The sequence below is a fragment of the Bacillus sp. S3 genome (assembly GCF_005154805.1).
Lineage (GTDB): Bacteria > Bacillota > Bacilli > Bacillales > Cytobacillaceae > Neobacillus.
The window spans coordinates 143,031-156,053 of the sequence record NZ_CP039727.1 but is presented as its reverse complement, the minus strand read 5'-3'; the positions used below and the strand labels follow the sequence as shown (position 1 = coordinate 156,053).

18 protein-coding genes are annotated in these 13,023 nt (G+C 42.7%); 6 read left to right on the top strand and 12 right to left on the bottom strand.

What is annotated here, in order from left to right; translation table 11 throughout:
* Window positions 1–207 precede the first annotated feature (207 nt).
* The 6 genes from FAY30_RS00830 (at window position 208) to FAY30_RS00805 (ending at window position 5,509) form a co-directional block, all read left to right on the top strand.
* Window positions 208–921 (top strand): SDR family NAD(P)-dependent oxidoreductase, encoded by a 714-nt coding sequence (locus FAY30_RS00830; protein WP_149868133.1) that lies wholly within the window; start codon window positions 208–210, stop codon window positions 919–921.
* Between the two features lie 3 nt (window positions 922–924).
* Window positions 925–1,950 (top strand): S-adenosylmethionine:tRNA ribosyltransferase-isomerase, encoded by a 1,026-nt coding sequence (locus FAY30_RS00825; protein ID WP_149868132.1) that lies wholly within the window; start codon window positions 925–927, stop codon window positions 1,948–1,950.
* A 16-nt stretch (window positions 1,951–1,966) separates the two neighbouring features.
* Window positions 1,967–2,314 carry a VOC family protein gene (locus tag FAY30_RS00820; protein WP_149868131.1) on the top strand — a complete coding sequence of 116 codons (348 nt, stop codon included), beginning with the start codon at window positions 1,967–1,969 and terminating at the stop codon, window positions 2,312–2,314.
* 344 nt (window positions 2,315–2,658) lie between these two features.
* A complete protein-coding gene (locus tag FAY30_RS00815; protein ID WP_149868130.1) occupies window positions 2,659–3,777 on the top strand; it encodes a GAF domain-containing sensor histidine kinase in 1,119 nt (372 codons plus the stop codon).
* A gap of 12 nt (window positions 3,778–3,789) precedes the next feature.
* Window positions 3,790–4,431 carry a response regulator gene (locus FAY30_RS00810; RefSeq protein ID WP_149868129.1) on the top strand — a complete coding sequence of 214 codons (642 nt, stop codon included), beginning with the start codon at window positions 3,790–3,792 and terminating at the stop codon, window positions 4,429–4,431.
* Between the two features lie 82 nt (window positions 4,432–4,513).
* Window positions 4,514–5,509, top strand: a complete 996-nt coding sequence (locus tag FAY30_RS00805) for a LysM peptidoglycan-binding domain-containing protein (RefSeq protein WP_223820857.1) — start codon at window positions 4,514–4,516, stop codon at window positions 5,507–5,509.
* Window positions 5,510–5,624: 115 nt separating this feature from the next.
* On the opposite strand, the gene rpsI is transcribed toward FAY30_RS00805, so the two are convergent.
* From rpsI to infA, 12 genes are all read right to left on the bottom strand, one after another.
* Complete coding sequence (gene rpsI / locus FAY30_RS00800) at window positions 5,625–6,017, bottom strand: 30S ribosomal protein S9 (RefSeq protein WP_098533175.1); 393 nt, start codon at window positions 6,015–6,017, stop codon at window positions 5,625–5,627.
* A gap of 23 nt (window positions 6,018–6,040) precedes the next feature.
* On the bottom strand, window positions 6,041–6,478 hold the full coding sequence (rplM, locus tag FAY30_RS00795; RefSeq protein WP_149868128.1) for a 50S ribosomal protein L13: 438 nt from the start codon (window positions 6,476–6,478) through the stop codon (window positions 6,041–6,043).
* Between the two features lie 242 nt (window positions 6,479–6,720).
* Complete coding sequence (gene truA / locus FAY30_RS00790) at window positions 6,721–7,458, bottom strand: tRNA pseudouridine(38-40) synthase TruA (RefSeq protein WP_149868127.1); 738 nt, start codon at window positions 7,456–7,458, stop codon at window positions 6,721–6,723.
* A gap of 16 nt (window positions 7,459–7,474) precedes the next feature.
* Window positions 7,475–8,272: an energy-coupling factor transporter transmembrane component T family protein gene (locus tag FAY30_RS00785; RefSeq protein ID WP_149868126.1), complete on the bottom strand. Its 798-nt coding sequence runs from the start codon at window positions 8,270–8,272 to the stop codon at window positions 7,475–7,477.
* Window positions 8,269–9,138: an energy-coupling factor ABC transporter ATP-binding protein gene (locus FAY30_RS00780; protein ID WP_149868125.1), complete on the bottom strand. Its 870-nt coding sequence runs from the start codon at window positions 9,136–9,138 to the stop codon at window positions 8,269–8,271. Before FAY30_RS00780 ends, FAY30_RS00785 begins: the two co-directional genes overlap by 4 nt.
* On the bottom strand, window positions 9,114–9,953 hold the full coding sequence (locus FAY30_RS00775; RefSeq protein ID WP_149868124.1) for an energy-coupling factor ABC transporter ATP-binding protein: 840 nt from the start codon (window positions 9,951–9,953) through the stop codon (window positions 9,114–9,116). Before FAY30_RS00775 ends, FAY30_RS00780 begins: the two co-directional genes overlap by 25 nt.
* Before the next feature lie 360 nt (window positions 9,954–10,313).
* Window positions 10,314–10,676, bottom strand: a complete 363-nt coding sequence (gene rplQ, locus FAY30_RS00770; protein ID WP_149868123.1) for a 50S ribosomal protein L17 — start codon at window positions 10,674–10,676, stop codon at window positions 10,314–10,316.
* A 55-nt stretch (window positions 10,677–10,731) separates the two neighbouring features.
* A complete protein-coding gene (locus tag FAY30_RS00765; protein WP_149868122.1) occupies window positions 10,732–11,676 on the bottom strand; it encodes a DNA-directed RNA polymerase subunit alpha in 945 nt (314 codons plus the stop codon).
* Window positions 11,677–11,853: 177 nt separating this feature from the next.
* On the bottom strand, window positions 11,854–12,243 hold the full coding sequence (rpsK, locus tag FAY30_RS00760) for a 30S ribosomal protein S11 (protein WP_024027886.1): 390 nt from the start codon (window positions 12,241–12,243) through the stop codon (window positions 11,854–11,856).
* Window positions 12,244–12,265: 22 nt separating this feature from the next.
* Window positions 12,266–12,631 carry a 30S ribosomal protein S13 gene (gene rpsM, locus FAY30_RS00755; protein ID WP_026565543.1) on the bottom strand — a complete coding sequence of 122 codons (366 nt, stop codon included), beginning with the start codon at window positions 12,629–12,631 and terminating at the stop codon, window positions 12,266–12,268.
* A gap of 23 nt (window positions 12,632–12,654) precedes the next feature.
* A complete protein-coding gene (gene rpmJ, locus FAY30_RS00750; RefSeq protein WP_000868344.1) occupies window positions 12,655–12,768 on the bottom strand; it encodes a 50S ribosomal protein L36 in 114 nt (37 codons plus the stop codon).
* Between the two features lie 36 nt (window positions 12,769–12,804).
* Window positions 12,805–13,023 (bottom strand): translation initiation factor IF-1, encoded by a 219-nt coding sequence (infA, locus tag FAY30_RS00745; protein ID WP_007085268.1) that lies wholly within the window; start codon window positions 13,021–13,023, stop codon window positions 12,805–12,807.

Genomic DNA, 13,023 nt, shown 5'->3' with positions numbered 1-13,023 from the left:
GAAGTTACCTTTTTGAAATGTATTCAAGTAGGTAACCGGTTACACACATAGTGTACCTCCTTATTTTTATTCTGTCAATAAGGAAATGATTGGCTCTTTGCATTTTATCAGCCAAAAGTTGTAGAAAAAGTTCACTCTTTTTTCTGAGGGAGGGTTTGGAAGAAATCGGTATGCTTAAGACATCAAGTAATGAAGGGGAGATTGGGAATGAAAAATAAAGTAGTGATGATTACTGGAGCTTCGAAAGGATTGGGCAGAGCGCTAGCATTGGCCTTTGCAAAGGAAGGAGCGAGATTGGCGTTATGTGCCAGGTCGGAAGAAGGGTTAAAAAAAGTGAAGGAAGCAGCTTTAGGTTTTGGTGTGGAAGTGCTGACGGTTACCGCTGATATATCCAAGTCCAGGGATGTGGAACGATTTGTTTTGATGGCGGAGGAGGCATACGGCTATATTGATGTTTTGATTAATAATGCCTCAATATTGGGTCCCAGCCCCATGCCGCTGCTGCTCGATTATCCCGAAGAGGATTTTGCCGAGGTGCTCCGGGTAAATGCTGTTTCACCGTTTCTTGTGACGAGAAGAGTCATTCCCGGTATGCTTGAACGGAATCAAGGCTCAATTATTAATGTAACATCTGAAGCCGGTCATACAGGATATGCCGGGTGGGGCGCATATGGGATTTCAAAATTTGCAGTAGAGGGACTCACCCAAACGTGGGCAGATGAATTGAGTGAGACGAAGGTACGGGTCAATATGGTCGATCCGGGAGAAATGGACACAGAGATGCATCAATTGGCTGTTCCTGATTTCGATTACCCATTGGCTAAGCCGGAGGATGTCGTTGGTGTCTTTTTATATCTGGCATCGGAAAAGGCTGCAGAAATAAATGGCCAGCGGTTTGCCGCCCAGTCAGAGGAGGTATAAGAAATGGCGGCGAGTAAAGTGATGGATTTTTATCTCCCTGATGAATTAAATGCTTCCCTCCCCCCTGAAAAACGGGGCGTTCGAAGGGATCATGTCCGGATGATGGTGCTTGACAAGTGGACAGGAGAAATCAAGCATGACCAGTTCTTCCACTTAGCAGACTATCTCGAGCCCGGGGATTTAGTTATTTTGAATAATAGCAGAACCATCCCCGCGGTTTTACATGCAGAATGGCAGCGGGACCAACAAGCATCAGATGTGGAAGTCCGTCTGGCGAGGCGTCGAAGTGAGGATACCTGGGAAGCGCTCATCGTAGCGAACCCTGTTCATATAGGTGACAGATTACGCTTTTCTTCTGAATTATCGGCCACTGTGATCGGAGAAAAACAGAATTCCCCTCTTAAGCTCATTCAGTTTACTAAGGCAGGGACGGAACTGTTTAATATCATCTATGCACTCGGTGAACCGGTGCGATATGAATATATTGAACAGCCATGGGACTTGGATTATTATCAAACGGTTTATGCCTGCCATCCCGGTTCCGTGGAGATGCCTTCTGCCGGCAGGGCTTTCAGCTGGGAGCTGCTTTTTAAACTGAGACGCAAAAATATTCAACTAGATTTTATTCAATTGCATACGGGATTAAGCTATTTGCTTGATGATCAATGGCACCAGACACCAGAAGAGAACGAGGAAGAGTATCAAATTTCCGAACATACAATGAAAAAGATTCTCCAGACGAAAGCAGCTGGAAAAAAGGTAATTGCGGTTGGTACAACTGTGGTCAGGGCACTTGAGACCGCAGCCGTGAGCGGGGCGCTGTCAGGGACGACCAATCTTTATATCGATCAACATTATCCATTGAAACTAGCGGATGGTATCATTACTGGTCTCCATGAACCGAAGGCCAGCCATTTAGATATGCTGTCCGCCTTTGTTTCAGAACAGCATCTATTTCAGGCGTATGGTCAAGCGGTTGACGCCTGTTATTTATGGCATGAGTTTGGCGATATGAATCTGATTATGTGATGAGGAGGCACTTGTCATGCGGTTCCATCATTATGCCTTAGAAGTGAACAATTTGGAGCAGTCCATTGCCTTCTATAAAAGATACCTCGGACTTGTGGAAGAATGCCGCTTTTCTTTTATGGGAGAAGAGATTGTGTTTCTAGCTTTAGGTGCCTTCAGGCTGGAGTTGATATCCGGGCAGCAGGAACCCTCTCAAACGACTCATATTTGTTTTGAAGTGAATGATATGGGTGAAGTGATGAACCGGTTTGCTGACATCCGTAAAATAGAAGGACCCTACTCACTAGAAAATGGCTGGCAGATCGTTTTTTATGAAGGACCCGATCAGGAAATTATAGAGTTTTTGCAAGTAAATCCACAATAGTAACCGCTATTTTGCACCTTACTATTAATTGAGGACATTACTCTTGTTTTCTTGCTGGCTTTTGTCCTTAATAGTCTTTATTAAAGACAATTCTCTAGCTTTCTTTTACCGTTTTGTCTTTAAAAGGCCTTATTAAAGACATTCCTCTCGTTTTCTTATACCATTTTGTCTTTAAGAGCCCTTATTAAGGACATTTCTCTCTCCTTATTATCGACTTTTGTCCTTAAGAGAGTCTTTATCATCCGGTTGTAAAGGAAATTGGCGAATCAGCTCAATTACAGAAGTCCGAATATTGTAAATAAGATATAATAAAAGGAAGAGCTTAACGAGGAGGAACGATCGGAGTGTCTGTAGAGGCTAGGTATGAAGAAATCGGAATTTTAAAGGAAATTGCTGAGCTTTTAAATGAAGGAACGGATACCAATGCCGTTTTAAATGGTGTGTTGAAAAAGCTGCTCCACGTAACGGGACTGCAAATAGGCTGGATTTTTTTCATCGACGAAAATGGCAAGCAGCAGCTCGCAGCCGATGTAGCCCTGCCTCCTGCTTTGGCATACAACGATAAACAAAGGATGTGTGAAGGTAAGTGCTGGTGCGTGAATAAATACAATAATCAGCAGCTCACTAAAGCATCTAATATTATGGAATGCAAACGAATTGAAGATGCCATTGATGAGAGAGCCGGGGAAACGTGCGGCTTAACCCATCATGCGACCGTCCCGCTAAGAGCCGGGCAGGAACGCTTCGGAATCTTAAACGTAGGCTCGCCCAACAAAACTCATTTTGAGAAAAATGAACTTGCTTTACTCGAAGCAGTGGCCTATCAAATTGGAACAGCCTTGAAACGAATAAAACTAACGCAGCGGGAACAAGAGACAGCGCTCGTTGCCGAGCGAAATCGGCTTGCGCGCGATCTTCACGACTCCGTCAATCAACTGTTATTTTCACTAAGCCTCACCGCAAGGGCCGGTGTTGAAATGACACAAACCGATGAAGTCAAACAAACGTTTAGTTATATTCAAGATTTAGCCCAAGAGGCGCTTGGGGAAATGAGAGCCTTAATCTGGCAGCTGCGGCCGCTGGGACTCGAAAACGGCTTGGTAAGTGCCTTAAGAAGTTATGCTGATATGCTCGGCTTGTCGATTGAGACAACGGTGACCGGAGCTGCCAGTATACCCGGAAGGGCCGAGGAAACTTTGTGGCGCATCGGGCAAGAGGCGCTGGCCAATTGTAAGAAGCATTCACAAACCACAGCAGCACATTTATTTTTTCAAACCTCCAAAGATGGAGTTACCATGACCATTAGGGATACGGGCTGTGGCTTCCATTATGATGAAAATCTTGACATCCCCTCTCTGGGTTTAAAAAGTATGAAAACAAGAACAGAAGCGTTAAATGGGCAATTTCAGTTAAAAAGTAAACCGGGAAGCGGAACAGAAATACAGATCCACATTCCGTTCTAGGGGGAAAATTCAATGGGTATACGCATCTTAATTGCAGACGATCATCACGTTGTCAGAAGAGGCCTCGTCTTTTTTCTTCGGACACAACAAGGTTTTGATATTATTGGGGAAGCCGCAAATGGGAGGGAAGCCATCGAACTGGCAAAATCACTACAGCCTGATCTTATCCTGATGGATTTGGTTATGCCGGAAATGGACGGAATCCTGGCCACAAGAATCATTAAAAAAGACCAGCCTGAAATCAAAATTATGATGTTGACCAGCTTTTCAGACCAAGACCATGTCATCCCCGCACTTGAAGCAGGTGCATCCGGATTCCAGTTAAAGGACATCCAGCCTGACGAACTGGTAGCATCAATTAAAAAGATCATGAATGGCGAAAACCAACTTCATCCAACAGCCACCTCACATTTACTGGCCAATTTATCCCACAAAGGCAGACAAGAGAAAAATCTGGTTGAGGAATTAACGAAAAGAGAGTTAGATGTGTTAAAGGAAATCGCAAAGGGAAAAAGCAACAAGGAAATTGCCGCCTCGTTATTTATCACCGAAAAAACGGTTAAAACACATGTGTCCAACCTTTTGGCAAAACTTGAATTGGCTGATCGGACCCAAGCCGCCCTTTATGCGGTAAGAAATAAATTGACTGAGTAACCTCCTCTTAGACGAATTCTAAGGGGTTTTTTACTGCATAATTTCCTAGCTGTTTTTAACACTATATAATGAGGTGTTTGTAATGAAAAACAGTGCTATGATAGTGTTTATTTTATTTGTATTTTGCCTGCATGTGCATGTTTCTCCTGTTTATTCGAAGGAACATATCCCTGACAATATCTACGAAGTCCGGTCCGGGGACACTTTACCAGGCATCGCCAACCAATACGAAACAACTGTAGAAGAACTGGTACTGACAAATGGACTACAATCCCACACACTTGTTGTGGGTCAAAAATTGTATGTTCCATTTATTTATGAAGTGACGTCTGGGGATAGTCTTGATAAAATTTCAGCAGCAAACCATTCATCCCCCTGGCTAATAAAAACGGTTAATGGACTTTCCTCTCCGGAGCTCTATTTAGGACAAAAACTAAAGATCCCGCCCAAAAGGATGAATATGCAAGGACAATATATACTGATGGACAGAGGGGAATTTCAGGATTGGTTATTCAATCAGAAATTTACGAGGAACATCAGCTTAATCCAAGAGCATCACACATGGTTGCCATCCTATAAGCAATTTTATGGAACCAATCATTTTCACATGCTGAAGAGTATGGAGAATTTCCATGTGAAAGAAATGAAATGGAAGACGATTGCGCAAAATCTAACGACCTTTCCAGATGGTACGATAGCTGTATCCAGGCCGTTTGACATCGCTCCTGAAGGTACGATTGGCCCGAAGGCAAATGCTGCCGGAATCACCATCGAAAATGTTGGCAACTTCGACCTTGGGCATGATGTCATGACAGAGGCCCAAAAGGAAACGATCGTTACCGTTGCTGCTTTACTTTGTATAAAATTTGGATTAACCCCCTCAGTTGACAGTATCACTTACCATCATTGGTGGGATTTACGAACGAAGGAAAGAGTGTTAGATAACGGTCCCGATTATAATGTGAAGACATGCCCTGGTACAGGATTTTTCGGAGGCAACTCCACAGCTAGTGCTAAAAATAACTTTTATCCCTTGGTAGTTCAAAAAATGAAGGAGATTTCAGCGACTATGCATTAAATAAAACCCGCCTAATATGGTGGGTTTCTCTCATTGTACATCGTAAAAGTTTCCTCTTTATCGTATAAAAAAGACCCCCAAGCAAAATGCCTGAGAGCCTTCGAAACGCCAAAGATTAACGTTTTGAGAACTGAGGTGCACGACGAGCGCCTTTAAGTCCGTATTTTTTACGTTCTTTCATACGAGCGTCACGAGTTAATAAACCTGCGCGCTTTAATGTTGGACGGAATTCTGGGTCTGCTTGAAGTAATGCGCGAGCAATACCGTGGCGGATTGCGCCAGCTTGACCAGTGTATCCACCGCCGCTTACGTTTACAAGAACATCATAGCTGCCAACAGTTTCAGTAGCTACTAATGGTTGTCTTACAACAACACGTAAAGCTTCAAATGGGATATAATCTTCGATTTCACGACCATTAACTACGATTTTGCCTGTGCCTGGAACTAAGCGCACACGTGCGACAGAGCTCTTACGACGACCAGTACCGATATATTGAACTTGTGCCATATAGTTTTGTCCCTCCCTTTTAATTAACCGCGAAGTTCGTAAACTTCAGGTTGTTGTGCTTGGTGCGGATGTTCTGCGCCAGCGTATACGTGTAATTTTTTGTACATTTGACGTCCAAGAGAATTCTTTGGAAGCATGCCTTTAACAGCAAGCTCGATCATTTTCTCAGCATAGTTAGTACGCATTTCAAGAGCAGTTCTTTGCTTTAAACCACCTGGGTGCATTGTGTGACGGTAGTAAATTTTGTCATTTAATTTATTACCAGTTAGTTCTACTTTAGATGCGTTAAGAATGATTACATGATCACCAGTGTCAACATGTGGTGTAAAAGTTGGTTTGTTTTTACCACGTAAGATTGAAGCTACTTCAGAAGCAAGACGTCCAAGAGTTTTGCCCTCAGCATCAATCACGTACCATTTACGCTCGATATTGTTGGCATTTGCCATAAACGTTGTACGCATGAGTTTCCCTCCTAATTATATCCATTAAAGATTATTGTTCGCACGGTTCTAAGCAGTGACCAATGATTCTGTTCCGGGAATCACGAGCAAAGCCATTTGTGCGCTTAAGTTTCAATTCATATATTTTCAATCACGATGAAGACTTTCCGGGGCTTTATCGTGGGATTAAAAACACACACATATAATATAATAAATACTCACCATCTAATTGTCAAGAAAATGTTACACCAGGTGGGGTTGTTTTAATAAAAAACTTCCCAAAGATACAAACCCTGGGCTGGAGCTGTTTTCCCGGCAAAACGGCGATCTTTTTTTTTCAAAATTACAGGGATTTCTTCGGGCTTTACTTCTCCTGAGCCGACTGCTAATAGCGTTCCTACAAGGATTCGCACCATATTATATAAAAACCCGTTTCCCACAAAGCGAAGCGTAAGGAGATCGCCCTCCAAATGAAAATCAATCGTCTCAATCGTCCGAACTTTATCCACCACTTCCGTTTTAGCTGAGCAAAAACTAGTAAAGTCATGGGTTCCAAGGAAATATTTACTTGCCCCCCGCATCAACTCCAGATTTAAGGGGTATGGGTAACGGCAGGCATATTTCCGCTGAAACGGATCATGTATGGAAGATAAATGAAGGACATAGCGGTATTCCTTCCCAATCGCGTCAAAACGGGCATGGAAAGCCGCGTCAACCTTCGTCACTGACAGAACCGATATATCTTCAGGCAGCAAAGAATTTAAAGCGACTTCCCAGCGCTCTACCGGAATCGCCAGCGGAGAATCAAAGTGAATGACTTGTCCTTTTGCATGAACACCGGCATCCGTTCGTCCTGAGCCGCTCACTTTAACAGGCTCACCTTTATGCATTTTTGCTAAAGCAGCTTCAAGCTCAAGCTGTACGGTTCGTTTGTTCGGCTGTACCTGATAACCGGAGAAACCTGAACCATCATAAGAAATGATGCATTTATACCTTTGCATGGCAGCCCCGCCCCATTTATGAACGTAGTAAGATTAATAGAATCGTTATAATAGCTAAAACAACCAACTGTATAGAATCTGCTGCTTTCCAGCTCAATTGCCGGTACTTCGTCCTTCCCTCACCGCCGCGGTAGCCTCTCGCTTCCATCGCAATTGCGAGCTCCTCAGCCCGTTTAAAAGAACTGACAAACAAAGGAATCAGAAGAGGAATAACTGCCTTTATCCGCTCCTTGAACGGGCCGCTGGCAAATTCAACACCCCGGGCAATCTGCGCTTTCATAATCTTGTCTGTTTCCTGCATAAGCGTCGGGATAAATCTTAGTGAAATAGACATCATCAGCGCCATTTCATGAACGGGAAACCGCACCTTTTTTAACGGATTTAATAAGGTTTCTAGTCCATCCGTTATCTCAATTGGAGTTGTCGTCAAGGTTAATAAAGACGTCATCAAAATTAAAAAGAAGAATCGAAGTGAGATAAAGATTCCCATCTTCAGTCCCTCTTCATAAATTTTCAGCGGCCCTAATTCGACTAGTAAGGCCCCTTCCTTTGTAAAAAACAACTGCAGGACAAGAGTAAATAAAACAAGCCATAAAACAGGTTTTAGTCCACCGTATAAAAAACGAACAGGGATGCGGGACATGCCAAGCATATAAAAGGTATAAATTCCGATGAGTGCATAGGTAATCCCATTATTCGCCAGGAAAATAATACAAACAAAAAAGAAAATAATGATTAACTTCGAACGAGGATCCATTTTATGGACCGTTGAATCTGCAGGGACATAGCGGCCAAAAATCATTTTTTCCATCATGTGCGGACACCCCTTTCCGCAGCCTCTGAAACAGCAGAGGATAGTTCCTCGATAGAAAGATAGATTTTTTCTAATTTCAACCCTGTTTTCTCTTCCAGCTTCAACTGGAAACGTACAACTTCCGGAACGTCGAGTCCCATTTCTACCAATTCCACCGGTGATGAAAAGATTTCTTCCGGAGACCCTTGTTTCACAACCTTGCCTTGCTGCATTATGACAATTTTGTCCGCATACCTGGCCGCATCTTCCATACTGTGTGTGACCAGTATCGTTGAAAGTCCTCTTACCTTATGGAGTGTATAAAACATATCCATGATTTCCTTACGGCCTCGGGGATCCAAACCAGCCGTCGGCTCGTCCAGAACAATCACATCAGGCTCCATTGCAAGGACACCGGCAATGGCGACACGGCGCATTTGGCCGCCTGAAAGATCAAACGGTGACTTTTTTAAGATTTCTTCCGCTAAACCGACCTGTTTCAAGGCCTGCCTCGCTCTCTGTTTGGCCTCTGTTTCGGAAACACCAAAGTTCATTGGCCCAAAGATAATATCCTTTTCTACCGTCTCCTCAAACAATTGATGCTCGGGGAACTGAAAGACAATCCCTACCTTTTGCCGAACTGGTTTAAGGTTTTTATTTTTCTGCTGGGCTTTGATTTCATGACTGCCAATTTTAACGGTTCCTTTTGTTGGCTGCAGCAGCCCGTTGAGATGCTGTAAAACCGTCGATTTGCCAGAGCCGGTATGGCCAATGATTGCCATGTACATACCTGTTGGAATATCAATGGATACATCTTGAATGGCAAGCCGTTCAAAAGGAGTATTTGCTTGATATCGGTACTCTATTTGCTGAAGTGAGATGTCCATAGCTCTGTCACCAACTCTTCTTCTGATAGATAATGCTTGGATAGGTCAATCCCGTTTTGCCGGAATGCCTTGCTCATTTTTACTGAAAAAGGAATATCTAGTCCTAATTGAATCAATTGCTCATCCATGGAGAAAATCTCTTCAGGTGTTCCCTCGTGGAATACTTCCCCTTTATTCATCACAATAATGCGGTCCGCCTTTGCTGCCTCCTCAAGGTCATGAGTAATCGAAATAACGGTTAAGGATTTCTCTTCTTTCAATAGTCTAACCGTCTCAAGTACTTCTTCCCGTCCTCTTGGGTCAAGCATGGAAGTTGCTTCATCTAAAATAATGATTGAAGGTCTTAGCGCCAGTACACCGGCAATGGCTACTCGCTGCTTCTGTCCACCCGAAAGATGGTGGGGCTCTTGATATAGAAATTGATCCATTTTCACCTTTCTTAATGAATCTTCAACTCGCTGCACCATTTCATCCCGGGGAATCCCATTGTTTTCTAAACCAAAAGCCACATCATCCTCAACCGTTGTCCCGACAAACTGGTTGTCCGGGTTTTGAAAAACCATCCCTATCCTCTTGCGAATATCCCAGATGGACTCTTCAGTTAGCTGTATACCGCCAACGGTTATTTCCCCTTGCTGCGGAAACTGCAGGCCGTTTAGAAGCTTTGCCATTGTTGATTTACCAGATCCATTGTGGCCGACAATCGCCAGCCATTCCCCATCATAAATGTCGAAACTCACGTTGTTTAAGGCATACCGTTCTTGTGAATCGTATTGGAAAGACACTCCCTTTAGCGATACAATTGACTTTTTCATCGATATTCCTCCTCTCAGCTAATCTTAACTCAGCTCAAAATTCAATTTATACCCATTATAACAAAAAAAGCCCGCACCTCGTCCCTGGGCAGCAACGTAATCAACTGCGAAATAAGGGATTTCTATAAAGAAATGGGAGGAGGTGCAAGAGCTAGACGAGACGCAAAAAAGAATAATGTTATTCCATCCGGTAAAGAGTAAAAACCCTTTCATATCGCTCCATTAAAAGGAGTCACGCTCATCATAACACTCGTTTTGGCTTGTGACGAACAAATATATAAAATTCTTTTACAGAAAAAGGGCAAAGAACAAGTTTGTGTGTAAACTGTCCAGCGCCCTTGTTGTCTGTTAAAAGGTATATTAAACTAACTCGATAATAACCATTGGTGCACCATCGCCGCGGCGTGGTCCAAGTTTCATGATTCGAGTATATCCACCTTGACGCTCTTGGTAACGTGGAGCGATATCAGCGAATAATTTTTGAACAGCATCTTGACCGTTTTCAGCATTAGCAACCTCGTGACGAACATATGAAGCAGCTTGACGTCGGGCATGTAAATCACCGCGTTTGCCTAAAGTGATCATTTTTTCAACAGTTGAGCGAAGTTCTTTCGCGCGAGTTTCTGTTGTTTCAATGCGCTCGTTGATAATTAAATCTGTAGTTAAATCACGTAGCATAGCTTTACGCTGTGCACTTGTGCGTCCTAACTTTCTGTATGCCATGAAGGGTTCCCTCCTTTGTTGAAGTCATAAAACGGATATTCAGCATTGCCTTTGACTAGTCGTCTTTACGCAAGCCTAATCCAAGCTCTTCTAGTTTTGCCTTCACTTCTTCGAGTGATTTGCGGCCTAAGTTACGAACCTTCATCATATCTTCTTCAGTCTTATTAGCTAATTCCTGAACAGTGTTGATTCCAGCACGCTTTAAGCAGTTATAAGAACGAACAGAAAGATCTAGTTCTTCAATTGTCATTTCAAGAACTTTTTCCTTTTGATCTTCTTCTTTTTCAATCATGATTTCAGCATTTTGAGCTTCATCAGTTAAACCAACAAAAATATTCAAATGCTCGGTCAAAATTTTCGAACCAAGAGCAATCGCTTCTTTTGGCCCAGTGCTACCATCTGTCCAAACATCTAGCGTTAGCTTATCATAATTTGACAATTGACCTACACGAGTATTTTCTACTTGATAGGACACGCGAGAAACAGGTGTATAAATCGAATCGATTGGAATCACACCGATTGGCTGATCTTCTCTTTTGTTGTTCTCAGCTGGTGTATATCCACGACCGCGTCTAGCTGTCAAACGCATGCGAAGATGTCCGTTGGAAGCTAATGTCGCAATGTGAAGGTCAGGATTTAAAATCTCGACATCACTGTCATGGGTAACATTCATCGCCTTGACAGGTCCTTCACCCTGTACATCAATTTCAAGGGTTTTCTCTTCGTCAGAGTAGATTTTTAAAGCTAATTTCTTAATGTTTAAAATGATGGATGTTACATCCTCTACGACGCCTTCAATTGTTGAGAACTCATGAAGTACCCCATCGACCTGAATCGATGTAACAGCGGCACCTGGGAGTGAAGATAATAGGATACGACGTAAGGAGTTACCCAAAGTGGTACCATATCCACGCTCAAGTGGCTCTACGACGAACTTACCGTACTTGGCATCATCGTTGATCTCAATCGTTTCGATTTTTGGTTTTTCTATTTCGATCATCAAATAACCCTCCTTCAAAACGTCGAAACCTCAATTAGACTAGCGTTCTAATTGAAATTCCCCCATGTATACGTTCCCGTTTTGTGCACAACAACTGGAATAAGTTTCCTGTATAAGTTGTAAAAAATTAGTATCATATCCATTATAGACGCATGATACAAGTTCTATACAGAAAAATTAAACACGACGGCGTTTTGGTGGACGGCATCCATTATGAGGAACAGGTGTAACGTCTTTGATCGCTGTAACTTCAAGACCAGCAGCTTGAAGAGCACGGATAGCAGCTTCACGGCCTGCACCAGGTCCTTTTACAGTCACTTCTAAAGTTTTCATACCGTGTTCGATAGATGTCTTAGCTGCAGTTTCAGCAGCCATTTGCGCTGCGAATGGAGTAGATTTACGAGAACCTCTAAATCCAAGCGCACCAGCACTTGACCAAGAAATTGCGTTACCATGAACATCAGTGATTGTTACAATCGTATTGTTAAATGTTGAACGGATATGTGCGATACCTGATTCAATATTCTTTTTCACACGACGTTTACGTGTATTAGTTTTACGTGCCATTTAAATTAACCTCCTTTGCCGATTACTTCTTCTTGTTCGCAACAGTCTTACGAGGACCTTTGCGTGTACGAGCGTTGTTTTTCGTATTTTGTCCACGAACCGGTAAACCACGACGATGACGTAATCCGCGGTAGCAGCCGATTTCCATTAAACGCTTAATGTTAAGAGAAATTTCACGGCGAAGATCACCTTCAACTTTTAACTTGTCGATGATGTCACGGATTTTGTTTAATTCGTCTTCTGTTAGATCACGCACACGGGTATCTTCAGAAACACCAGCTTCTGCTAATACTTTTTGTGCTGTATTTTTACCAATACCATAAATATAAGTTAAAGAGATAACTACACGCTTTTCACGTGGAATATCTACACCAGCAATACGTGCCATATTTTAGCGCACCTCCTTCAAAATTAACCTTGTTTTTGTTTATGTTTAGGGTTTTCACAAATAACCATAACTTTTCCGCGTCTACGGATAACCTTGCACTTTTCGCAGATCGGTTTAACAGATGGTCTAACTTTCATTATTATCCTAACCTCCTTAGTAGTACGGAGTGCTGATTATTTAAAGCGGTACGTAATTCTTCCGCGAGTTAAGTCATATGGAGAAAGCTCAACAGTTACCTTATCACCTGGAAGAATGCGAATAAAGTGCATTCGAATTTTACCAGATACATGAGCTAGCACAGTATGACCATTTTCTAATTCTACCTTAAACATTGCGTTTGGCAAAGTCTCAATCACTTTACCTTCAATTTCAATAACATCATCTTTGGCCAT